Here is a 22876-nt window from a genome sequence, read left to right as displayed (position 1 = left end):
TGCGCGCGTCGCGGCACGTATGTCAACACTTGTTGGCCTACAGTTGTTGACATGAGGCGGACGTCGGCGGAAACCAAGGCCGTGATCCTGACCAAGGCGCGCGAACGGTTCGCGACGTCGGGCTTCCAGGCCGCCACGATCCGCGCGATCGCCGCCGACGCCCGCGTTGATCCCGCCATGGTGATGCGGTACTTCGGCAGCAAGGATCAACTGTTCGCGGCTGCGGCCGAATTCGATTTGCAACTACCCGATTTCGCTTCGGCAGATCGCGGCCAACTGGGCCGGTTGCTGGTTGGCCACTTTCTGCGGCGCTGGGAGGGCGGCGACGACGCCCTGGTGATCCTGCTGCGCTGCAGTGCCACCAACGACGAAGCGGCGCAACGGATGCGGGAGATCTTCGGGGTCCAGTTGCAGCCCCTGGTGGCGGGCTGGGCGCCGGCCGGCGAGGCGGCGCGGCGGGCCGGGCTGATCGCCACCCAGATCCTGGGTTTGGCGTTGTGCCGCTTTGTCTTACGGCTGCCGCCCGTGGTCGACCTGAGCCGGGACGAGGTGATCGAGTGGCTCGGCCCGACGATCCAGCGCTACCTGGACGGCTGAGCCGGGGGCAACCCGATGCTTCGGTAGCGCCGCAGGCGCGCGGCCAGACGCTGTGGTCCGGGTATTTCGCGCAGCGCGTGGACTTCACCGGCAATGGCCGCGGCCAGCCGGAGAGAGAAGGCGACCGGCTCGTCGGCGGCATCGGGATGCTCGGGAACGATAGCGTCGACGATGCCCGATGCCATCAGGTCGGCCGATCGGATGCCTTGTGCTGCGGCAAGTTCCGCGGCGTGCTCGGTGTCGCGGAAAACGATGGCACTGGCGCCTTCCGGTGGCAGGGGCGCCAACCAACCGTGCAGCGCGGCCAGCACCCGGTCGGCGGGCACCATCGCCAGTGCCGGCCCGCCGCTGCCCTGGCCCAGCAGTACCGACACGGTCGGTGTGTCCAGCGTGACGAGCTCGGCGAGGCACTGAGCGATCTGCGCGGCGAGACCCCCCTGCTCGGCTTCGGCGGACAATGCCGGGCCGGCAGTGTCGATCACCAGCACGAGGGGCAGGCGCAGTTCGGCGGCCAACGCCATGCCACGCCGGGCCTCGCGCAGTGATCCGGGTCCGACGGTGTTGCCGCCGCCCTCGATGCGCTGCTGGCCGAGGACGACGACGGGTTGGGCCGCGAAGCGGGCGAGTGCCAGCAAGGTCGTCGCCGCCTCGCCTTGGCCGGTGCCCGAGAGCAGCACTCGATCGGTGGCGCCGTGGCGCAGCAGGAAGCGCGCGTCGGGGCGGTCGGCGCGACGGGATGCGACCACCGAATCCCAGGCAGGCACATCGGGGATCGGCTCGGGACGCGGACGGGCCGGCGGCGGGCCGGGAACATCCGCGAGGACGGTCAGCGCACGGTGCAGCGTCGCCCGCAGATCGGCAAGGGCCACCACGCCGTCGATGACGCCGTGACGCTGCAGGTTCTCCGCGGTTTGGACGCCGCTGGGGAAGGGCTGGCCGTACAGCAATTCGTACACCCGGGGGCCGAGGAATCCGATCAGCGCTCCCGGCTCGGCCACGGTGACGTGGCCCAGCGAGCCCCAGGACGCGAAGACGCCGCCGGTGGTCGGATTGCGCAGGTAAACCAGGTAGGGCAGATGGGCCTGCCGATGCAGTTTGACGGCCGCGGCGATCTTGACCATCTGCAGGAACGCGACCGTCCCCTCCTGCATGCGGGTGCCGCCGGAGCACGGCGAAGCCAGCAGCGGCAACCGCTCAACCGTCGCGCGCTCCACCGCGGCGGTGATCCGTTCGGCGGCCGCCACCCCGATCGAGCCGGCGAGGAAGGCGAAGTCGCACACCACCACCGCGACCCGGCGTCCGAACACCCGACCCTCGCCGGTCGATACCGATTCGTCGCGGCCGCTGGCGGTGCGCGCGCCGGCCAATTCGCGCGCATAACCGTCGGACAAAGGCACTGGTACCGGTTCGATGTCCCAGCTGACGAAGGATCCCTCGTCAAGCACCGCATCGCGCAGCTGATCGGTCGTGATCCGGCTCACAGGGACGAGGCTATATATCCTGGCCCCCATGATCGGTATCACCCAGACCGAAGCCGTGACGACCATTGAGCTGCAGCGGCCCGACCGACGCAACGCCCTGAACTCCCAGCTCGTCGAGGAGTTGCGAGAGGCTCTCGTGGCAGCCAGCAGCGACGCCCAGGTGCGGGCTGTCGTACTGACCGGGCAGGGCACGGCGTTCTGCGCCGGCGCCGACCTGTCCGGGGACGCCTTCGCCGCCGACTACCCCGACCGATTGGTCGAGTTGCACCGGGTCATGGACGCCGTTCCGGTCCCCATCATCGGCGCCATCAATGGACCCGCCATCGGCGCAGGCCTGCAATTGGCCATGCAGTGCGATCTGCGGGTCGTCGCCGAAGATGCCTTCTTCCAGTTCCCGACGTCGAAATACGGTCTGGCTCTGGATAACTGGAGCATCCGTCGACTGTCGTCGCTGGTTGGTCACGGACGGGCCCGGGCCATGTTGCTGACCGCCGAGAAGCTGACCGCCGATGTGGCGCTGCAGACCGGAATGGCCAACCGGATCGGCACACTGGCCGATGCGCAGGAGTGGGCCGCGGAGATCTCTGGTCTCGCGCCGCTGGCTATCCAGCACGCGAAACGGGTACTCAACGACGACGGCTCGATCGAAGAACCGATGCCCGAGCACAAAGATCTGTTCGACAAGGCTTGGGGCAGTCAGGATGTGATCGAGGCGCAGGTCGCTCGGATCGAGAAGCGGCCGCCGAACTTTCAGGGGGCGTAACCGTCATGATGCGCCGGGCGCTGCGACTTGCTGGCGGTACCGTCTCTCTGGCGGCGGGGGGCTGGCTGTTGCGGGCGCTGCACGGCGCACCGGCAGCGCTGGGCGCCGACCCCGCGGCGATCGCGGCCGTGTCCGAAGGATCGCCGAACTATCGCGAGGGTGTGTTCATCAACCTCGACCCTTCATCGCTCTATGTGATGAACCGCGAGGAGATGCGGCAGATTGCGTGGGAGTTGATCGGGAATCGCGGCGCCAGCCTGCCCGCGAAACCGATTCCGCTGGCTTCGCCGTCGATCTACCAGGGCGAGCCCGCCGAGTTGGCGGTGAGCTGGTTCGGGCACTCGACGGCGCTGGTGGAGATCGACGGTTATCGCGTGCTGACGGATCCGGTGTGGAGTGACCGTTGCTCACCGTCGGACATTGTGGGACCGCAGCGGTTGCATCCGCCGCCGGTGCTGCTGGAGGGGTTGCCGGCGGTGGACGCGGTGGTGATCAGCCACGACCACTACGACCACCTCGACATCGACACCGTGCGTGCGCTGGCCCGCACGCAACGGGCGCCGTTCTTCGTGCCGCTGGGGGTGGGAGCGCACCTGCGGGCGTGGGGGATACCCGAGCAGCGGATTGTGGAACTGGACTGGAATCAGAGTGCCCAGGTCGACGAATTGACCATCGTCTGCATGCCGGCCCGGCACTTTTCCGGGCGGTTCTTCAGCCGCAACAACACCCTGTGGGCTTCATGGGCATTCATCGGCCCGCGCCATCGCGCGTATTTCGGCGGCGACACCGGTTACACCAAGAGCTTCGCTCAGATCGGTGCTGACCACGGACCGTTCGATCTGACCCTGATGCCGATCGGCGCGTACAACACCGCCTGGCCCGATATCCACATGAACCCCGAGGAGGCGGTCCGGGGACACCTTGATGTCACGGACTCGGGCTCGGGGCTGTTGGTGCCGATTCACTGGGGCACGTTCCGGCTGGCACCGCACCCGTGGGCGGAGCCGGTCGAGCGGGTGCTCACAGCCGCCGAGCCGGATGGCGTTCAGGTGGCGGTGCCGCTGCCCGGTCAGCGGATCGACACGGTCAGCCCGCTGCGATTCAATCCGTGGTGGCGTCTGTAACCGGGCGCGCATCGTCGCCGGGCTAAAGTTCGCGCATGACGAAACGCGCGGCAGCAGCCGCAGTCGTGCTGATGCTGTCGGGATTGGTCGGCTGTGGTCATGCGCAGCCGGCATCCAGTCCGTCCTCCCCGCCGGCGCAGGTTCCGCCCAACGAGTTCTCGGGAGTGCAGATCCCGGCTGGGCGCATCGACGACGCCGTCGGCAAGGTCGACGGCCTGGTGTCCGAGCTGATGAAGGGCTCTGGTATTCCCGGACTCGCTGTCGCGATCGTCCATGGCGGAAAGGTGATGTACGCCAAAGGTTTCGGCATCAAGGATGTCGGCAAGGCGGACAATCCGGACAACAAGGTCAACGCCGACACGGTCTTTCAGCTCGCGTCGGTATCCAAGTCGGTCGGGGCGACGGTAGTGGCACACGAGGTGACCGAAGGGGCGATCACCTGGGACACGCCCGTGGCCACCAAGCTGCCGGGTTTCACCCTCATCGATCCATACGTCACCGAGCACGTCAGTGTCGCCGACCTCTACTCGCACCGCTCCGGCCTGCCCGATCACGCCGGTGACGCGCTCGAAGATCTGGGTTACGACCGGCAGCAGGTGCTGGAGCGGTTGAAATACCTGCCCCTGGCCCCCTTCCGGATCAGCTACGCCTACACCAACTTCGGCGTGACCGCGGCCGCCGAGGCGGTCGCTGCGGCAGCCGGCAAGTCCTGGGAGGACCTGTCCGACGAGGTGCTGTACCGACCGCTGGGGATGACGTCGACCAGCTCGAAATTCGCCGATTTCCTGGCCAGGCCCAACCACGCCGTCAACCACATCAAGGTGGGTGACAAGTGGGAAGCGCGATTTCAGCGCGACCCGGACCCCCAGACGCCGGCCGGCGGAGTGAGTTCGTCAGTCAACGACATGGCGCGCTGGCTGATGATGGTGATGGCCAACGGCACCTACAACGGTCAGCGGATCACCTCGCCGGAGGCGCTGCTTCCCGCGATCACCCCGCAGGTCATCTCCACTGCCGCCAGAAAACCGGATGCCAGAGCCGGCACCTACGGTCATGGTTTCAACACCTCGGTAACCTCGTCCGGCCGCACGATGTACAGCCACTCCGGAGCGTTCGGCCTCGGCGCTGCAACGAATTTCGCGGTGCTGCCGTCGGAGGACCTCGGCATCATCACCCTGACCAACGCCGCGCCGTACGGGGTACCGGAGGCGCTGAACGCCGAGTTCATGGATCTGGTCCAGTACGGCCAGGTGCGTGAGGACTGGGCGAATCTGTACCGCCAACAACTGGCACCGATGAACAACCCGGAGGGCGCCCTCGTCGGCAAGCAGCCTCCCGTCAGCCCGGCACCGGCCCGACCGGTAAGCGACTACGTCGGCGTCTACAACAACGACTTCTGGGGGCCGGCAGCGGTCACCGACCATGACGGACAATTGCAGCTGTCGTTGGGGCCGAAGAACCAATCCTTTGACTTGACGCATTGGGACGGTGACACTTTCACGTTCCCACTGGCCACCGAGAACGCCTTGCCCGGATCGGTGTCCACGGCAGTGTTCAACGGCAGTGCGCTGAAAATCGAGTATTTCGACGCGAACGGCATGGGGACCTTTACGCGATGACCGTCGTTGGCCTCACCGATGCCGAGGTAGCGCAACGGGTTGCCGAAGGCAAAGCCAACGACGTTCCCGAGCGCGCCACCCGCAGCATCGCTCATATCGTCCGGGCCAACGTCTTCACCCGCATCAACGCGATCCTCGGCGTGCTATTCGGCATCGTGCTGCTGACGGGATCGTTGATCAACGGGCTGTTCGGTATGCTCATCGTCGCCAACAGCGTCATCGGCATGGTCCAGGAAATTCGCGCCAAGCAGACCCTGGACCGGCTGGCGATCGTTGGTCAGGCAAAACCATTGGTGCGCAGACAATCCGGAACCGTCACCCTGGCCCCGGCGCAGGTGGTGCTCGACGACATCATCGAACTGGGCCCGGGTGATCAGATCGTGGTCGACGGCGAGGTCGTCGAGGAGCGCAACCTCGAGATCGACGAATCCTTGCTGACGGGGGAAGCCGATCCGATCGCCAAAGACGTTGGCGACGGGGTGATGTCGGGAAGCTTCGTCGTCGCCGGCAGTGGTGCCTACCGCGCGGCGCAGGTGGGCGGCGATGCCTATGCGGCCAAACTGGCCGCCGAGGCAAGCAAGTTCACTCTGGTCAAATCCGAACTGCGCAATGGCATCAACCGCATCCTGCAGTTCATCACCTACCTGCTGATCCCGGTGGGCCTGCTGACCATCTACACCCAGCTGTTCACCACGAACGTGGGCTGGCGCGAGTCGGTGCTTGCCATGGTGGGCGCGCTGGTGCCGATGGTGCCCGAAGGTCTGGTGCTGATGACATCGATCGCGTTCGCCGTCGGGGTGATCCGACTGGGCCGGCGTCAGTGCCTGGTGCAGGAGTTGCCTGCCATCGAGGGGCTGGCCCGAGTCGATGTGGTGTGCGCCGACAAGACGGGAACGCTGACCGAAACCGGTATGCGGGTCTCCGAAGTGCGGGAGCTCGACTCGGCGGCGGAGCGTGTCGGCGACGTGCTCGCCGCGGTGGCCGCTGCCGACCCCCGCCCGAACGCCAGCATGCTCGCGATATCCCAGGCTTATGACACGACTCCCGACTGGACCCCCAGCGCGACAGCGCCTTTCAAGTCGGCGACCAAATGGAGTGGGGTGTCGTTCGGCGATCACGGCAACTGGGTTATCGGCGCACCCGATGTCCTGCTCGACCCGCAGTCCCCGGCGGCCGAGCAGGCCGAGCGGTTTGGCGCGCAAGGGTTGCGGGTGCTGTTGCTGGGTTCGGCCGACCGCCCGGTGGACGCTCCGGATGCCCCGGGTTCTGTGGCCCCGGTGGCGTTGGTGGTGCTGGAGCAGAAGGTGCGCCCCGACGCTCGCGAGACACTGGAATACTTTGCCGCTCAGGATGTGTCGGTGAAAGTGATCTCCGGTGACAACGCGGTGTCGGTCGGGGCGGTGGCCGACCAACTCGGCCTGCACAGTCAGGCGATGGATGCCCGCCGGCTGCCTTCGGATGAAGCGGAACTGGCCGACGCGCTGGACTCGCACAACACATTCGGCCGGGTCCGGCCGGACCAGAAACGCGCCATCGTGCACGCCCTGCAATCGCACGGCCACACCGTGGCGATGACCGGTGACGGCGTCAACGATGTGCTGGCCCTCAAAGACGCCGACATCGGCGTGGCAATGGGCGCGGGCAGCCCCGCATCCCGGGCGGTCGCGCAGATCGTGTTGCTGGACAACAGGTTTGCCACGCTGCCGTACGTCGTGGGTGAAGGCCGCCGGGTGATCGGCAACATCGAGCGGGTCGCCAGCCTCTTTTTGACCAAGACGGTCTACTCCGCATTGCTGGCGCTGTTGGTGGGACTCGAGTGTCTACTGGCCAAGCCGCTGGGGGCCGAGCCGCTGCTCTATCCGTTCCAGCCGATCCACGTCACCATCGCGGCCTGGTTCACCATCGGAATTCCGTCGTTCATTTTGTCGTTGGCGCCGAATAACGAGCGCGCTTACCCGGGTTTCGTGCGGCGGGTGCTGACCTCCGCGCTGCCGGCGGGCCTGATCGTCGGCATCGCGACGTTCGCGACCTACCTGACCGCGTATCACGGACGGCACGCCACGTCGGTGCAGCAGGACCAGGCGTCCACCGCGGCGCTGATCACCTTGCTGGTGACCGCGGTCTGGGTTCTTGCGATTGCGGCACGTCCCTACCAGTGGTGGCGGTTGGCGCTGGTGATCGCTTCCGCGCTGGCATACGTGCTTATCTTCAGCCTGCCGTGGACGCAACAGAAGTTCTTCCTGGACCCGTCGAATCCGTGGATCACATCGACCGCGCTCGGCATCGGTGCGCTCGGGGCCGCGGCGATCGAAACCATGTGGTGGATCCGGGGCAGGATGCTCGGAGTAAAACCGCAAGTGTGGCGTGTGGCCAGTGGCTGACTGCTGCGCGGACGGGGGTGTGAGAGCCTGGAACGAAGCCGTCGATCCTGAACCCGTGCAACGGATCTGGCGTGCCCTGGGACTACCCGGCGTCTTCGACGTGCACACCCATTTCATGCCGCGGCGGGTGATGGACAAGGTGTGGGCTTACTTCGACTCGGCGGGCCCCCTGGTCGGGCGGGCTTGGCCGATCGTGTACCGCGCCGATGAACAACGCCGGGTGCAGGCGCTTCGCGACTTCGGTGTCGTCCGATTCAGCTCGCTGGTGTACCCGCACAAGCCGGACATGGCTGCCTGGCTGAATCAATGGGCCCGGTCTTTCGCCGCCGAGACACCCGACTGCCTGCCCACGGCCACCTTCTTCCCCGAGCCGGACGCGGCGCGCTACGTCGTTGACGCCATCGAAGCCGGCACCCGCGTCTTCAAAGCGCACGTCCAGGTTGGCCAGTACGACCCGTCCGACCCGCTGCTCGATCCGGTGTGGGGCGCCATCGCCGACGCCGGGATCCCGGTGGTCCTGCACAGCGGCTCCGGGCCCGTGCCAGGCCGCTACACCGGCCCCGGCCCAGTACGCGCGGTGCTGCGCCGGTTCCCGGGGCTGGCGCTGATCATCGCGCACATGGGCATGCCCGAGTACGCCGAGTTCGCCGACATCTGCGCGACCCGCGACAACGTGCGACTCGACACCACGATGGCCTTCACCGCCTTCATCGAGGAGACCATGCCGTTCCCGGCCTCGGAATTGCCGCGCGTGCGCGACCTGGGAGACAAGATCCTGTTCGGCAGCGACTTTCCCAACATCCCGCACAGTTACGCCGAGGCGCTCACCGCGGTCACCGAGATCGACGGCGTGGACGACGACTGGCTGCGGAAAGTGCTCCATGACAACGCACATGCACTTTTCGGACCGTCCACCCCGACCAAGTAGGGTTTTTTCCAACACCGGGTTCCCGCGCGACGGTGGGGAACCCCCTGGGGAAGGGACAGCGCAGATGGGACTGCTGGACAAGGCCAAGGACCTGTTGTCGCAGAACGCCGACAAGGTCGAGACGGCGATCACCAAGGCCGGTGAGTTCGTCGACGACAAGACGCAGGGCAAGTACACCGACACCATTCACAAGGTGCAGGAGGAAGCCAAGAAGATCGTCGACAACGGCGGCCAGCAGAGCTAACGAACATGGCGAAACTTTCCGGATCCATCGACGTACCGCTGCCGCCGGAACAGGCCTGGACACACGCCTCCGACCTGAACCGGTACCGGGAGTGGCTGACCATCCACAAGGTCTGGCGCAGCAAATTGCCTGACGTGCTCGAGAAGGGCACTGTCATCGAGTCCTACGTCGAGGTCAAGGGCATGCCCAACCGCATCAGGTGGACGATCGTGCGTTACAAACCACCGGAGGGCATGACGCTCAACGGTGACGGCGTAGGCGGCGTCAAGGTGAAATTGATGGCCAAGGTCGCCCCGAAAGAAGAGGGTTCGGTCGTCAGCTTCGACGTGCATCTCGGGGGGCCGGCGCTGTTCGGACCGATCGGGATGGTGGTCGCGGCCGCGCTGCGCAGCGATATCCGCGAATCTCTGGAGAACTTCGTCAGGGTGTTCGCGCGCCCCGACCCAGGGACCAACGGGGATCGCGTCCTGCATCGCTGACAGGCCGGTGCGATGACTTTCCGGCTCGGGTCGGGTCGATATCGAAGTACTCACCGACCAAGGAGGACCTCGTGCCCACCCGTAACGACGCGCCACTCGGCGCCCCCTGCTGGATCGACCTGACCACATCCGACGTTGAGGTTGCGCAAGACTTCTACGGAACCGTCTTCGGGTGGACGTTCGAGTCCGCCGGACCCGACTACGGCGGTTACGTCAATGCCGCCAAGGACGGTCGCGCCGTAGCCGGGCTGATGGCCAACAATCCCGAGTGGCAGGCTCCGGACAACTGGGCCACGTACTTCCACACCGCCGACATCAATGCGACGGTCTCGGCGATCGACGCTGCCGGCGGCTCAGGTTGCCTGCAGCCCATGGAGATTCCGGGCAAAGGTGTCATGGCGACGGCCACCGACCCGGCCGGCGCCGCCTTCGGCCTGTGGCAGCCCGCGCAGCACCGCGGGTTCGAGGTGACCGGCGAGTCCGGCGCACCCGTCTGGCACCAGTTGACCACGCGTGACTTCCGCGCCGCCGTCGACTTTTACCGTGAGGTCTTCGGCTGGCACACCGAGCAGGTCAGTGACACCGACGAATTCCGTTACACCACGGCATGGTTCGACGATCAGCAGTTGCTCGGCGTGATGGACGGAGCGGGATGCCTGCCGCAGGGTGTGCCGTCGCACTGGAGCATCTTCTTCGGGGCCGAAGACGTCGACAAGACGTTGCGGGTGATCGCCGACAACGGTGGGGCGGTGCTACGCGACGCCGAAGACACACCGTACGGCCGGCTGGCGGCAGCCACCGATCCGACCGGAGTCGCCTTCAACCTGTCCTCGTTGGAGGGTTGAGGGACGGTCGGGGCGCCGTGCACTAGCCTCGCAACCATGAGTCGCCGTCCGGACCCAGGCTGGTTGGTGGCGCTGTTCGCGACCGCGGTGCTGGGCAGCGCCTGGATGCCGTGGTTGGCGACGAAGGTCAACGGCGGCGGCTGGGCGAATGCGATCGGGGGCACGCACGGCAGCCTCGAACTCCCGCGCGGCTTCGGGGCCGGCCAGCTCATCGTGTTGCTGTCGTCGACGCTGCTGGTGGCCGGCGCAATGGTTGGCCGCGGCCTGTCGGTACGGGCGGCTTCCATTGCTGCGCTGGTCATCTCGCTGCTGATCGGTGGGCTGATGGTGCTGTACTACCAGCGCAACGTCAATGCGCCGGTGTCGGCCGAGTACGGGTTGTATGTCGGGGCGGCCGCCGCAGGGGGCGCCGTGCTGTGTGCGTTGTGGGCGGTGGCTGCCGCGGCGTTCGCCGGACGCCGCTGAGGGTGCCCCGTCAATCGGTAGGAGGCGCGTGCAGATACAGCGACGCCCAGATGATCTGCGCGAGGGAGTCTGCTAGTCGCTCATCGACCCCGTCGCCCCCGTACCGCAGGATCTGGTGACAGGCGCGCTCCAGCATCCAGGTCAGCGACGCGGCCACTTCATGGCTGGGTAGGGACTGCCGGATGATGCCTTTGGCTTTGCCGGTTTCGATGACGAGTTGTTCGACGTTTGCCGTCGTGCGGTCCATGAGTGCCCGGTAGCTGTCACCGAACTCCGGGTCATACGTGGCTGTTTCCATCACGGCGGTCAGCAGCGCCTGGTGGCGCCGGTAGCTGGCCAGTATCCCGCGGATGGCGCGTTGCAGGTCGGCATACTCGTGCCGGTCGGCCGACTCCCACCATTGGCGGGCAGCGGCTTCTTGCTCGACGAACACCTGCAACGTGAGTTGGCGCAAGAGTTGCGTTTTATCCCGGAAATACACGTAGAACGTGCGACGTGACATGCCGGCCTCACTGGCAAGCCGGTCGACGCTCAGTTCGGTGAAGGTGGCCCCTTCAGCCATCAGCCGTTCGGTGGCCTCCAGGAGACGCTGCTCAATCACGGCCTGTCGGTGCCCGCGTTCGGGTCGATTGGCCGTCGACCGGCGGGTCACAGATGGCATCGAAACCTCCTCGAGCGGTTACGGTAGCAAGGCCCCTGTTATTGCACAGTATGTGCTGCACACTATGTGTTGACAGGCTGGCGAGAGAGCCATACGCTCAGACGCACACCCCAGTACCGATTGCAGGAGCCAGTCATGGCCAAACTCGACATCACGACCCAGATTCGCGGGATCGACGACTTTCTCGCCACCCTGGATAACCCGAGGCACCGCCAGATCATCGAAAACTATCGCCGGCACGCGATTTTCGAGATCACCGGGAACAAGGACAAGATCTTCACACCTGACATGACTGTCGAAGAGCCGGTCTACTACGTCAATGGGAACTCAATAAGCCTGACGCTCAACGGATTCGATGAGGTCTACGCGTTCTACACCTCGCTGCAGGAACAGGAATCGACCGTGATGGTCGTCGAGAACGAGAAGCTCGCGGTCGCCGATTGGGGTTTCGCGTCGGAAGCGATCTTCAATCGATTCATGCCCGGATCGATGGTGCCGGACTTCGTCGACAGCAGCGCCGACCCCGGCAAGTTCTATATTCATCGTCAGTTGATCGCGATGATCTGGCCATACGACGAGCGTGGCCGGTTGGCCGGTGAGCATGTCTACGAGCACGCCCACAGTTCGCAGCTCATCGAGATCCCGGCCGACGAGTACATCACGATCGAGGAGGCCCGCGAAAAGCTGCTGCCGCTACAGCGCGCATTGCCGGTCTTCGAACCGGCGTGCTGAGGTTCGGTTGACATGAGTCGCGCATTGGGTGCGGCCCGCCAGAACGGCATGATCGTGGCGGATCTCGACAGGGCGATCGACCACTTCGTCGAAACACTCGGCGCCGGGCCCTTTTTCGTCATCCGCCATGTACCTCTGGAATATTTCACGTACCACGGTCGGCCGAGTGAACCCGATATCAGCATCGCATTGGGAAACATGGGTGAGCTTCAGCTGGAGTTGATCGAGCAGCACAACGAGGCCCCGTCACCGTATCGCCACTTCGCGGAAATTAAAAAGGCCGGTTTGCACCATATTTCGGCGTGGACGGACCGTTTCGACGGTGTCATGGGTGAGTTGAGGCAGCGAGAGCGGATGCCCGACTGCGAAGGCGCCATCCTCGGTGGAGCCCGGTTCGCCTACTTCGGTTGTGACGCCGTGGATGGATCAGCCTTCGAGATCTCGGATTTGGGCGCGCAGAACGAGTTCGGAGCCATCCACGACCTTGTCCGCGAGGCGGCGCTGAATTGGGACGGTGCCGAGCCGCTCCGTCAGCTCGGCTGAGGACACGCAGCCGTCCTGCCGCTAGTTCGACGGAAACTCGTGTGTGCCCGACGCCGAACTACCGTCCGGCTCGTTCACGCCGTAGACGAAGGGCGCGAAGACCACCTCGCGGCCATCGGGATCCTGATAGGTGACCGCGCCCATCGCCGCCCAGTACGGATGTTGCTCGACGCGTGGACACTGGGCCGCTTCCAGGCGTGCGATCGCCGCCTGCTGGGCCTGCTGATCCGGGAAGTACAGGCACAACTGTTCGTGCGGGTCCACCGCAACGGGTTCGACGGACTCCACGATCTCCATCGTCAGGTTCCAGCTGGGCAGTCCGAAGATGGCGCCGTTGCTGCCGTAGCTGTCACCGAACGTCTCGTGCAACGGCAGCCCCACCAATTCGCGGTAGAACCGCACCGTTTCCGTGAAATGAGAAGAACGACGGGCGAATCGGATGGAGCCGATCGGCGCCAACGACAGTGGCCAGTGAGTAGTGCGGTGCTTGCCCATGTGACTAGAGCCCGACCGCACCTGCGGCCGTCTCGGCGTGATTCCACCGGCGCAATTCCCCGCCGGGCACCCAGGTCGAATGCGTCCCGCTGCAAATCCGTTCCGGCAGCGCCAATTTGCACACCGGACCGTCGCCGACCCGGGCCGCGTCGAACACCAGGCAGTACGATGCGTCGGCGTTCATGTCGGTGGTCAGGGTCACCAGGTAGCCGTCATCCTCAGCGCCGCTGGCGCCCGCGCGGGGAGCCATCGCCGTCTCGCTGCCGTAGACGCCGTCGCCCAACGAGTAGCGCTCCTCGCGGCCGGTGAGCAGATCGTGCTTGACCAGACCGTCGAACAGGAACCAGCCCGGCTTGCCCGAAGCGGCATAGACGTACCGGTACGGGGAAGTCGCGTAGTCAGCGTTGATCATGCCGAATTCGGTGATGCACTCTGACAGTGACTCTTCCTTCACCGCGCCGGTGACTAGGTTGAACCGCCACCGGTGCAGCCTGGCCTGCATCCGATCCAACGCCAGGAACCGAAACAGCTTCTCCCACTTCCCAGCCGGCCCGGCGCCACTCTCCTGAGGTTGGGGTGAGCCTTCGAAGAAGCCGTCGAGCACGATCTCGTCGCCGTCCTCATAGGCGTTGGTGAAGTGCAGCACGAACGTCGGGTCCGCCTCAAACCACCGGATCTCCCTGCTCGAGCCGCGCCGCGGAATCACCGCGAAGCGTGACGGCATCTCCGGGTAGAAGCGCGGCAGATGAACCTTGTGCTCCAGCAGTCCGGGATCCCAGAAGAGCGGGAAATCGTTGAGGATGGCGTAGTTTTCGGTGAACGCCATGTCGTGTGGCAGCCGGGGACCCGGCAGCGGTATGTCCACATAGTGGGCAAGATCGTTGTTCTCGTCGACTACGCCGTAGCGCATGTACGGGTCCTGCTTGCTGTAATTGAAGAACAACAACTCGCCGGTCTTGTTGTCCACCTTGGGATGCGCCGAGACGCCCCAGTCCGCCGGGAATCCGCCGTTCCAGCTCTCCTTTCCCAGCGTGTCACCCGTATACGGGTCTACCCGGTACAGGTCGCCGCACTGGTAGAAGCTGGTGAGGGCGACGCCGCGGTGCACGATGACATCCGTGCTCGACGCGTCCTTCATCAACTCGCGTGCGCCCCAGCCTTTTTCGCGTTTGGCAAACTGCACCGGCTCGGCCAGGCCCGGCCACAGGGGTTCCCCCGCCTCGTTTTCCGCCAGAAAACCGTCGGTCTGTACGAATCGGTTGCGGTAGAACGCCTTTCCATCGCGAAATCCCACCACGTGCACCATGCTGTCGCCGTCGAAAGGATGGTAGGTCTTGAACGCCGGGTGTAGTGGGTTCTCGGTGTTACGCAGATAGATGCCGTCCAGATCGGCCGGAATCTCACCCTCCACCACGGTCAGGTTGTCGGCGTCCCACTCCGTGGTCTGCGGTCGCCACGGGCCGGTGCGGTAAGGGTGGTCGTCATCCTCGGGCAGTGTCGACAGGTACTTGCCAATCACCTCGACGTCCATGTCACATTCCTCGCGTAGTGCTGACAACGAAACTGACCGTGGTGGCGGTACTGCCGCCGAAGTTCAACGTGCCGAAGGTCTTCGCGCCGTCGATCTGATAGTCGCCGGCCGCGCCGCTGACCTGCTTGGCCGCGTCGAGCAACATCCGCACCCCCGATGCCCCGACCGGATGCCCACCGCCGATCAGGCCGCCGCTGGGGTTGATCGGAAGTCGCCCGCCGATCTCGATCTCGCCGTTCTCGATGGCCTTCCACGACTCGCCGGGTCCGGTGAGCCCGATGTGATCGATGGCCAGGTACTCGCTCGGGGTGAAGCAGTCGTGCACCTCGAAACCGTCGACGTCGTCCAGCGTGACTTCGGCGCGGCGCAATGCGTCCAGTACCGCGGCTCGCACATGGGGGAGCACGTAAGGATCGTCGGCCGCGCGGTCGAGTTTCTGGCGCAACCCCAGCCCGACAGTGCGATGGCCCCAGCCGTCGATGCGACCCACCGGCCGCGCGTCGGGGTGATCCCGCAGATAGGCGTCGCTGACCAGGACCACGCCCGCGCCGCCGTCGGTCATCTGACTGCAGTCCAGCCGCCGCAACCGCCCCTCGGTGATCGGGTTGGTCTCGTCGTCGTCGGTGATCGGATCCGGAACCGTCCAGCCCCGCGTCTGCGCATTCGGGTTGCGGCGCGCGTTGGCGTAGTTGACCGCAGCGATGGCCCTCAGATGGGTGTCGTCCAGTCCGTAGCGCCGGTCGTACTCCTCGGCGACCTCCGCGAACATCGACGGCCACGGGTACCGAGCGTCGGCGCCCTCGTGTCCGGTCCAGGCCGCTGCTCCCAGATACTGAGCGGCGGTGTCACCGGGCACGGTCTTCTCCAACTCGAGTCCGACGACCAGTGCGCTGTCATACGCCCCGGATCGCAGGTCGGCCATCGCCGCCAGGGCCGCTACGCTGCCCGACGCGCACGCCGCCTCGTGTCGCGACGCGGGCGTGTCCCAGAGGTCGCCACACACCGTGGCGGGCATCGCGCCCAGATGTCCTTGTGTGGCGAACATCTCACCGAAGGCATTGCCGACATGGACCACTCCGACCGTCGCGGCGTCCACACGCGCCTGCTCGAGTATGCCGTCCACGACCTCACTGGTCAGCGCGGCGAAGTCGCGCCCCTCCCGGGTGAGATTGCGAGCGAAGTCACTTTGATAGCCACCCAGAATCCATATGCCAGCAGATGAGCCACCCATACGCGGCACGGTACTCCCAGGTCGGACCACGCATCCACGGCATAGGCGGGCGAGTGGGAAAAGGCCGAAATAAAGCGGTCCCGTCGGCTCTCGGGCTGAACCGACGGGACCTGGGTGGGCATATAGGCCGGCCGATACGCCCACCTCCGTTTCATCATTGCCATCTCTGGCGAAAGACAAACATCTCTTCTTGACAACGTCTGCTCCGCTGCGCCGAAGTAGACGCCGAACTGTAGAAACGCGAAGAACATTGGGGCGGAGCAACTGTTGACAAAAGTTTTCACACCGCGACTGTGATTTATTGCGGACGGTTGCCCATCGGGCCCGGGCCGGCGGGCGGCTGCTGGATCACCACGACGGTGGGCTTGCGCTTGGGCTGCCCGTCTTCTTCGGTCTGAACCTCAGGGCTCGCCGGACCCGGACCCGTGCCGCCACGGCCGGCCATCCCCGCCAGAGCCATGCCGCCCAGCAGGGCCGCCGGCGCCGCTCCCAGGTTCACCGGCGCGGGGCCTACGGCGGCCCCGGCGCCGGGCAGTGACTGGACCGCCAGCCGGATCTCCGGAGCGGCCACCGTCCAGCTGTGCGGGACGGTCAGCGCACCCACCAATGCGGCCTGGCCCACGCCGGCGGCCGCCGGCGCCGTGCCCACGCTGGGTTCGGCGTCGCGCCGGGATCCGAGTGTGCTGCCTTCGGTGGGCTGCACCGCGTCATCGCCGGGTTGTGGCTTGCTCGTGTTGCCATAGCTGTAGATCCACGGTCGGGCGGTGTTGACCGCGGACAGCGACAAGCTGGCCGTGGCGGTGATCGCGATGTAGGCGGCGGCGATGTCCAGGTCCCCGATCGGGGTCGGGATCGCTGCGGCCGACGCCTGGGTCAGCGACGCGGCCGGTGATATCAGCTCGGCAAGTCCTTGCAGCGTCTGGGCCGAGATCGACGACAGCAAGCCCATCGCGGTTTGCTGCGCTGCCGCCGCCGCGGCCGCCGGGCCCGCCGGGTCGGCGGCCTGAGCCGGGGCGGTGAAGGACGGCAACGCCGCCGCCGCCTCCGACGAGGCCGCGTAGGCGAACATCGCGGCCGCATCCTGTGCCCACATCTCGGCGTACTCCGCCTGCAGCGCCTCGATCGCGGGACTGTTCTGGCCCAGCAGGTTGGTCGCGGCCAGCGACATCAACTGTTCGCGGTTGGCGCTGATCAAGGGCGGTGGCACCGTCATCGCGAACGCCGTCTCGTAGGCCGCGGCGGCGGTTCGGGCCTGCGTGGCCGTACGTTCGGTGAGCAAGGCGGCCGTACTCAGCCACCCCGCATACGGTGCGACCGCGGCCGCCATCGAGGCCGACGCCGGACCCAGCCACGATTCGACCGACAGGCCGGCGAGCACGGTGGCGTAGGAGGTCGCGGCTGAATTCAGCACGGCGGCCACCCCGTCCCAGGCGTTTGCCGCGGTCAGCATCGATCCCGCCCCCGGACCTTCGTACATCCGGGCTGAATTAACCTCCGGCGGCAACAGCCCGAAGTCGGTGGCCAACTCGGTTCCTATCGCGCCGAGGTCGCGTTGGCGGCCTCGGTCGTTGCATACGAACCGGCGTCGGCTGCCGGTGCCGCGACGGCCGCGGAGGCGGCCATGTGGTGAGCGGCCGCGGTCGACCCGATCGCCTGCGGGTTGCGTGCAGCCGATGCCGACGTCTCCGGGTGCGTGACCACAAACGACATCCGAGTCTCCTTTGACCGATGGCCGAACCGAAGTGCCTGCGCCGTACGGAAATTGGAAATCACGGGGGTGATGGCCAGTCCCGGACGCCGGCACGTCCTAGCTGCAGGTTACTGCTTTGGTGACCTAACGGCTTCAGGTTTGGCGGCGATCTTGTGAAGAAATCGGTTTGCCGCTGTGCGTCAGGGCAGCGGTGGTGCGGGCGGAGCCGAGAGGGCCGGGGGAGCGTCCAGGGTCGACGGCGGCGTGAGGGTGGTCAGCGGCGTCAGCGTGGTTGTCGGGGTCGCCGTGGTGTCGTTCATCGAGGTCGCCTGCTGGTTGTCCGAGCCGAGGCCCAGGGTTGCCGTCAGCGCTATGGCGGTTGCCGCGAAGGCGCAGTAGATGCCGACGTATTTGATCGTTGGGCCGCTCATGTCAGTTCTCCTCGTTCGGACCGCAATACGAATCTTTTGTATCCGTATTACGGATCACGATAATCCCTGTTCGGGCGCCGGGCAAGCACGAATGAGCTCGTCTAAGCGGTCTGGTCCAGGCCGAGGGCGACGGTCAACTCCAGCACGGTCCGAGGTTCCGCCAGTCGGTCGCCGTACAGGTCGCGCAGTTGGCTCATCCGGTAGCGGACCGTCTGCGGGTGAATGAACAGATCGGCCGCCACTGCGTCGCGGCGGCCCTGGTGCAGCACCCACGAACGCAGCGTTTCGGTAAGGCGTTCGGCGGTGTTCGGGGGCAGCTCGGACAGCGGCGCCAACACCCGGGCGCGAAGGTCACCGGCAGCTTCGAGGTCCGCGCCGAGCACCAGCTCGACCAGATGGTCGTCGGTGTCGATGACGCTGGATTCGCTCGCGCTCAGCAGGTCCCGGGCGCGCAGGGCGCGATAGTAGGACGACCGGACGTCCATCCACGGCCGCGCCGGACCTACCAAAGCCTTCCTGGCACCCAGGGCTGACAGCAACTGGCGCCGTGCCGTGCCCGCGACGTCCGGGACCAACAGGACGGCGAGGGAGTCCGAAGCGTCGACGTCGGGGAGGTCCTCGGCCAGCTGCAATGTGGACTGACCGAATTGTGCTGCCAGCCCGCGTGTTTGCGCCAACGGCACGAGCACCGCGGTGAGCGTGCGCGGCGGCTGCCAGCCCGCCTGTTCGGCGGCCGCCGCCAGCACGGCGGCCGTGCCCCCGGCCAGCAGGTCCTGACTCAGCCGGTCGAGATAGCGCTGCCGGGCCCGGCCCGTAGTGGCCAGTTCGTCGGCGTGGCCGGACACGCTGGACGCCGACAACTCGTCGATGTAGGCGAACACCAACTCGGCGAACCTGGCGATGGTGGACGCGGGAAGGCCCGCCGCGACGGCGATCGCCGACAGCTCCTGCCAGGCCACCTGTGCCCCCACGCGGTAGGCCGCCAGTAGGGCATCGATCGTGCGGCCCTGACGCGCTTCCCCTCGTCCGAGCTCGTAGGCGCCGTCGATGGCCTGGAACAGAGAGGTCCCGGGATCGGTGTCCTTCGGTCGGGTCGCAAGTCGCAAAAACACCCCGAGGGAGGTCTGCACTGCATTCTCGATGATCTGGCCCATCCGGCCGCTGAACGCATCGGCGTAGCTCGGAACGGCCACGGTGATCGCGGTCACTGTCCGCTCCGCCATCGCGGGCAGGATGGATTCCAATGCCGTGACCACGGGTTCGTCGAGCTGTAGTCCGCTGAGTCGAGGTGACGGATCTGGCATTTTTATCCCTTACGAACAAATACGAGCCATTTTTTTGCACCGACAAGTCAAGACTTTACATCCGGTGACAACGACCATGGAGTCATGACAACCGTTGCCACCCGACCCACCGTCGTCGGTGCATTGCGCGAACGAGTGCTGAAGCTTGCCGAGCGGGTAACGACTCCGTTGGTTCCCAGCGACTACCTGGACATCATCGATCCGCTGCGGTCCGCCACGGACCTGCGTGGACGCATCGTCGCCATCCATCCCGAGACCCGCGACGCCGCGACCGTGGTGATCAAGCCCGGTCGGGGCTGGCGCCCGCATGTCCCCGGCCAGTACGTGCGCATCGGCGTGGACGTGGACGGCGTCCGCCAGTGGCGGGCCTACTCGCTGACCTCGAAGACTCAACGACGGGACGGATGCATCGCGGTCACCGTGAAGGCGATCCCCGACGGCGTGGTCAGCAACTATCTGGTGCGGCGGGCCACTGTCGGGACGCTGATCCAGCTGGATCAGCCCGCAGGTGAATTCACCCTGGGCGACCGGGTTCCCGCCAAGATGCTGTTCTTGACCGCCGGCAGCGGCATCACCCCGGTGATGGGGATGTTGCGCAACATGGCAGGTCTCGGAGGGCCGAACCCGGACATCGTGGTTGTGCACTCCGCGCCCACTGCGGACGACGTCATCTTCGGCTGGGAACTGCGCATGCTCGCCCGAGAGCGCCGAATTCGGCTGGTGGAGAAGCACACTGACACTGACGGGATGCTCGACCTGGCACGCTTGGCCGACCTGGTCCCGGATTTCGCCGATCGGGAAACCTGGGCGTGCGGGCCTGCCGGATTGCTCGACGCGGTCGAACAGCGCTGGGCCGCAGACGGTGTCGCCGACCGCTTGCACATCGAGCGGTTCCGCCCGGCCATCATCACCGCCGGCGAAGGCGGCACCGTGACTTTCGCCAAGAGCGGCAGCGTGGTGGAGGCCGGCGGATCCCAGACCTTACTGGACAGCGGAGAAGCTGCCGGGGTGTTGATGCCGTCGGGTTGCCGGATGGGCGTGTGCTTCGGGTGCGTCGTCCCATTGCGCCGAGGTGCGGTGCGCGACCTGCGTAATGGCGACGTCACCACGGCCAACCCGGGCGACAACGTACAAATCCAGACCTGTGTGTCCGCTGCCGCGGGCGCCTGCGAGCTCGACCTCTGAGGAGCCGAAATGACTGCAATGCAAACGAATCCGACGGCCCACCTGTCCGACGAGGACATCGAGAGCCTGGGTCGCGAACTCGACGCCATCCGCGAGAATGTGTTGGCGGGCCGGGGCGAGCGTGATGCCGCCTACATCCGCAGCGTGATCGACGGCCAGCGGCGCCTGGAACTGGCCAGTCGCGCTGTGCTGCTGTTCTCGATGTTTCCGCCCGCCTGGCTGATCGGCACTGTGGGACTGTCGATCTCGAAGATCGTCGAGAACATGGAGATCGGCCACAACGTGATGCATGGTCAGTGGGACTGGATGCGCGATCCGAAGATCCACTCGACAACCTGGGAATGGGACAACGCCTCGCCGTCGGAGATGTGGAAGCACTCGCACAACGAGGTGCACCACACGTACACCAATGTCCTTGGCAAGGACCACGATCTGGGGTACGGAATCATGCGGGTCGACGAGAATCAGCGGTGGAAGCCATTTTATGTGGCCCAACCGTTGTGGAATTTCATCAATGCTTGCCTTTTCCAGTACGGAATAGCCGCATACGACCTGGAAATCGGCAAGTACCTGCAAGGTCGCAGCGACAAAGAGGAATTTCGGCGGCAGGGTAAGAAGGTGCTGGCCAAGGTGCGCAAGCACGTGCTGCGCGACTACGTGCTGCACCCGGTGCTGTCCGGCCCCTCGGCCGTCACGACCCTGACCGCCAACCTCACCGCCAATCTCGTGCGCAATCTGTGGACCCACTCGGTGATCATGTGTGGACACTTCCCCGAGGGCGTGCAGACCTACGAGAAGACCTCCATCGACGGTGAGACCCGTGGTCAGTGGTACCTGCGGCAAATGCTCGGATCGGCCAACATTTCGGGAAATGCGTTCCTGCACTTCATGACTGGCAACCTGTCCTTCCAGATTGAACACCACCTGTACCCAGATCTGCCCAGCAACCGCTATCAGGAGATCGCGCCGAAGGTGCAGGAGTTGTTCGAGCGTTACGGGCTGACCTACACCACCGGCTCACTGCCGCGCCAAGTCGCGTCGGCATGGAAGAAGGTCTTCCGGCTGTCGCTGCCCAACGACTTCGGGCGTAAGGCGTCGGAAGCCATGCGACCCTCGGTAATCCGCGAGGTGATCTTCGCCAGGCCGCGGCGGGAAGCGCTCGCCGCCTGACCCGGGGCATTCCCGAGTCAATCAATTCAGGCCAAATTCTGATATTCGGAAACAAGCCGTTTACCGAAGGTTTGTCGACCGAAAACGATTAGGTACCAAAGCGTGTGGGTATCTTCCGGAAATGCAGTGGTGGATGGAACCTGCCGATGAAGGCGGGACGCTTCCCCGCTGGGTTGTCCTCGGTTACAGCGCGGTGCTCGCCCTGACGGCGGGTTTCGTCAACGCGGTCGCCATCTTGTTGTTGGCGTTTCCGGTGGCGAACGTGACCGCGGCCACGACCCAGCTGGGAATGAATACGGCGAATCCCTGGCTCTACGAGGGCCATTTGCTCGCTGCCATCATTTTCGGGTTTCTGTTCGGGGCGGCAATCGCGGGAGCGGTGCTGGCCCCGACGCGGGCGCAGGCTGGTCCGCGCCATGCCGCGCTGTTGATCTTCGAGGCCACGCTGCTCGCTCTGGCTGCCGCCGGGCTGGAAGACACTCCGGTCAGGGCGCTGCTGGACACCCTCGGTATGGAGCAACCCATCGTTCAGGCGGTGTGTGCCGCCACCGCCCTCGGTATGCAGAACGGGTTGACGTCCAGCTTCCGCGGCATGGCGGTGCGCACCACCCACTTCACCGGCACCATCACCGATCTCGGCCTGATGATCGGCCGCAGTCGCGAGCACGGGCTGGAGAAGTGGAAGGGCGCGGTGCTGTCCGTGACGTTCGTGCTCTTCCTTACCGGGGGCGTGATCGGACTGCTCGTCGGTGGCCCACTGGGTGGATACGCGCTGATCATTCCCGCAGTAACGTGCGTTGCCGTCGCCGCCGGCTGCCTGCTGCACAGCCGCCGTCGCCGCGAATCCGACGAAGCCGCGGCTGAGTCGGTGAACGCCTGAACGGCGTCATCGTGACCGCGTCGCCGCCGCTTCGCCGCTTCGCCGATTCGCCGATTCGCCGAGCGTGACGTGACGGCGGCCGCGAGCCAAAATTCTC

24 protein-coding genes are annotated in these 22876 nt (G+C 65.8%); 15 read left to right on the top strand and 9 right to left on the bottom strand.

Features of this window, described 5'->3' with window-relative positions:
- Window positions 1-51: 51 nt before the first annotated feature.
- Entirely contained in the window at window positions 52-597 is a 546-nt protein-coding gene (locus QXK92_RS24850) for a TetR family transcriptional regulator (RefSeq protein ID WP_306246019.1), read from the top strand.
- Here the strand turns inward: QXK92_RS24850 and QXK92_RS24845 are convergent.
- Window positions 582-2078, bottom strand: a complete 1497-nt coding sequence (locus QXK92_RS24845) for a carboxyl transferase domain-containing protein (RefSeq protein WP_306246017.1) — start codon at window positions 2076-2078, stop codon at window positions 582-584. The genes QXK92_RS24850 and QXK92_RS24845 overlap by 16 nt on opposite strands.
- A gap of 28 nt (window positions 2079-2106) precedes the next feature.
- Here QXK92_RS24845 and QXK92_RS24840 point away from each other — a divergent pair, with 28 nt between their 5' ends.
- From QXK92_RS24840 to QXK92_RS24800, 9 genes are all read left to right on the top strand, one after another.
- Complete coding sequence (locus QXK92_RS24840; protein ID WP_306246015.1) at window positions 2107-2841, top strand: enoyl-CoA hydratase; 735 nt, start codon at window positions 2107-2109, stop codon at window positions 2839-2841.
- A gap of 5 nt (window positions 2842-2846) precedes the next feature.
- Window positions 2847-3965 (top strand): MBL fold metallo-hydrolase, encoded by a 1119-nt coding sequence (locus tag QXK92_RS24835; RefSeq protein WP_306246012.1) that lies wholly within the window; start codon window positions 2847-2849, stop codon window positions 3963-3965.
- Between the two features lie 35 nt (window positions 3966-4000).
- Window positions 4001-5584, top strand: coding sequence for a serine hydrolase (locus QXK92_RS24830; RefSeq protein WP_306246010.1), 1584 nt, complete (start codon window positions 4001-4003; stop codon window positions 5582-5584).
- The gene (locus QXK92_RS24825; protein WP_306246008.1) at window positions 5581-7965 is read left to right on the top strand and encodes a cation-translocating P-type ATPase; all 2385 of its coding nucleotides are present in this window, start codon (window positions 5581-5583) and stop codon (window positions 7963-7965) included. The genes QXK92_RS24830 and QXK92_RS24825 overlap by 4 nt, the downstream gene beginning before the upstream one ends.
- 19 nt (window positions 7966-7984) lie before the next feature.
- Window positions 7985-8893, top strand: a complete 909-nt coding sequence (locus tag QXK92_RS24820; RefSeq protein WP_306246006.1) for an amidohydrolase family protein — start codon at window positions 7985-7987, stop codon at window positions 8891-8893.
- A gap of 64 nt (window positions 8894-8957) precedes the next feature.
- Window positions 8958-9137, top strand: a complete 180-nt coding sequence (locus tag QXK92_RS24815; protein WP_306246004.1) for an antitoxin — start codon at window positions 8958-8960, stop codon at window positions 9135-9137.
- 5 nt (window positions 9138-9142) lie between these two features.
- Window positions 9143-9616, top strand: a complete 474-nt coding sequence (locus QXK92_RS24810) for an SRPBCC family protein (RefSeq protein ID WP_306246002.1) — start codon at window positions 9143-9145, stop codon at window positions 9614-9616.
- 71 nt (window positions 9617-9687) lie between these two features.
- Window positions 9688-10461 carry a VOC family protein gene (locus QXK92_RS24805; RefSeq protein ID WP_306246000.1) on the top strand — a complete coding sequence of 258 codons (774 nt, stop codon included), beginning with the start codon at window positions 9688-9690 and terminating at the stop codon, window positions 10459-10461.
- 36 nt (window positions 10462-10497) lie between these two features.
- Entirely contained in the window at window positions 10498-10926 is a 429-nt protein-coding gene (locus QXK92_RS24800; protein WP_306245998.1) for a hypothetical protein, read from the top strand.
- A gap of 10 nt (window positions 10927-10936) precedes the next feature.
- On the opposite strand, the gene QXK92_RS24795 is transcribed toward QXK92_RS24800, so the two are convergent.
- Window positions 10937-11587: a TetR/AcrR family transcriptional regulator gene (locus QXK92_RS24795; RefSeq protein WP_306245997.1), complete on the bottom strand. Its 651-nt coding sequence runs from the start codon at window positions 11585-11587 to the stop codon at window positions 10937-10939.
- Window positions 11588-11722: 135 nt separating this feature from the next.
- On the opposite strand from QXK92_RS24795, the gene QXK92_RS24790 reads away from it, so the two are divergent.
- Both QXK92_RS24790 and QXK92_RS24785 read left to right on the top strand, forming a co-directional pair.
- The gene (locus tag QXK92_RS24790) at window positions 11723-12319 is read left to right on the top strand and encodes a hypothetical protein (protein ID WP_306245995.1); all 597 of its coding nucleotides are present in this window, start codon (window positions 11723-11725) and stop codon (window positions 12317-12319) included.
- Between the two features lie 24 nt (window positions 12320-12343).
- Complete coding sequence (locus QXK92_RS24785) at window positions 12344-12862, top strand: VOC family protein (RefSeq protein WP_306245993.1); 519 nt, start codon at window positions 12344-12346, stop codon at window positions 12860-12862.
- A 21-nt stretch (window positions 12863-12883) separates the two neighbouring features.
- On the opposite strand, the gene QXK92_RS24780 is transcribed toward QXK92_RS24785, so the two are convergent.
- The 7 genes from QXK92_RS24780 to QXK92_RS24750 form a co-directional block, all read right to left on the bottom strand.
- Window positions 12884-13357 (bottom strand): VOC family protein, encoded by a 474-nt coding sequence (locus QXK92_RS24780; RefSeq protein ID WP_306245991.1) that lies wholly within the window; start codon window positions 13355-13357, stop codon window positions 12884-12886.
- A gap of 4 nt (window positions 13358-13361) precedes the next feature.
- On the bottom strand, window positions 13362-14888 hold the full coding sequence (locus QXK92_RS24775; RefSeq protein ID WP_306245989.1) for a carotenoid oxygenase family protein: 1527 nt from the start codon (window positions 14886-14888) through the stop codon (window positions 13362-13364).
- A gap of 1 nt (window position 14889) precedes the next feature.
- Window positions 14890-16119: an acetyl-CoA acetyltransferase gene (locus tag QXK92_RS24770; RefSeq protein ID WP_306245987.1), complete on the bottom strand. Its 1230-nt coding sequence runs from the start codon at window positions 16117-16119 to the stop codon at window positions 14890-14892.
- 298 nt (window positions 16120-16417) lie between these two features.
- Window positions 16418-17596, bottom strand: coding sequence for a PPE family protein (locus QXK92_RS24765; RefSeq protein WP_371934596.1), 1179 nt, complete (start codon window positions 17594-17596; stop codon window positions 16418-16420).
- A gap of 56 nt (window positions 17597-17652) precedes the next feature.
- Window positions 17653-17829, bottom strand: a complete 177-nt coding sequence (locus QXK92_RS24760) for a hypothetical protein (RefSeq protein ID WP_306245984.1) — start codon at window positions 17827-17829, stop codon at window positions 17653-17655.
- A gap of 180 nt (window positions 17830-18009) precedes the next feature.
- Complete coding sequence (locus QXK92_RS24755) at window positions 18010-18240, bottom strand: hypothetical protein (protein ID WP_306245982.1); 231 nt, start codon at window positions 18238-18240, stop codon at window positions 18010-18012.
- Between the two features lie 101 nt (window positions 18241-18341).
- Window positions 18342-19544 carry a CdaR family transcriptional regulator gene (locus tag QXK92_RS24750; protein WP_306245980.1) on the bottom strand — a complete coding sequence of 401 codons (1203 nt, stop codon included), beginning with the start codon at window positions 19542-19544 and terminating at the stop codon, window positions 18342-18344.
- Between the two features lie 84 nt (window positions 19545-19628).
- Between QXK92_RS24750 and QXK92_RS24745 the strand changes: the two genes are divergently transcribed.
- From QXK92_RS24745 to QXK92_RS24735, 3 genes are all read left to right on the top strand, one after another.
- The gene (locus QXK92_RS24745; RefSeq protein WP_306245978.1) at window positions 19629-20729 is read left to right on the top strand and encodes a ferredoxin reductase; all 1101 of its coding nucleotides are present in this window, start codon (window positions 19629-19631) and stop codon (window positions 20727-20729) included.
- Window positions 20730-20738: 9 nt separating this feature from the next.
- Complete coding sequence (locus QXK92_RS24740; RefSeq protein ID WP_306245977.1) at window positions 20739-21899, top strand: acyl-CoA desaturase; 1161 nt, start codon at window positions 20739-20741, stop codon at window positions 21897-21899.
- Window positions 21900-22020: 121 nt separating this feature from the next.
- On the top strand, window positions 22021-22779 hold the full coding sequence (locus QXK92_RS24735) for a YoaK family protein (protein WP_306245974.1): 759 nt from the start codon (window positions 22021-22023) through the stop codon (window positions 22777-22779).
- Window positions 22780-22876: the final 97 nt, after the last annotated feature.

Source organism: Mycobacterium sp. TY815, assembly GCF_030755135.1.
Taxonomy (GTDB): Bacteria; Actinomycetota; Actinomycetes; order Mycobacteriales; family Mycobacteriaceae; genus Mycobacterium.
This window is presented reverse-complemented; position numbering and strand designations above follow the sequence as displayed.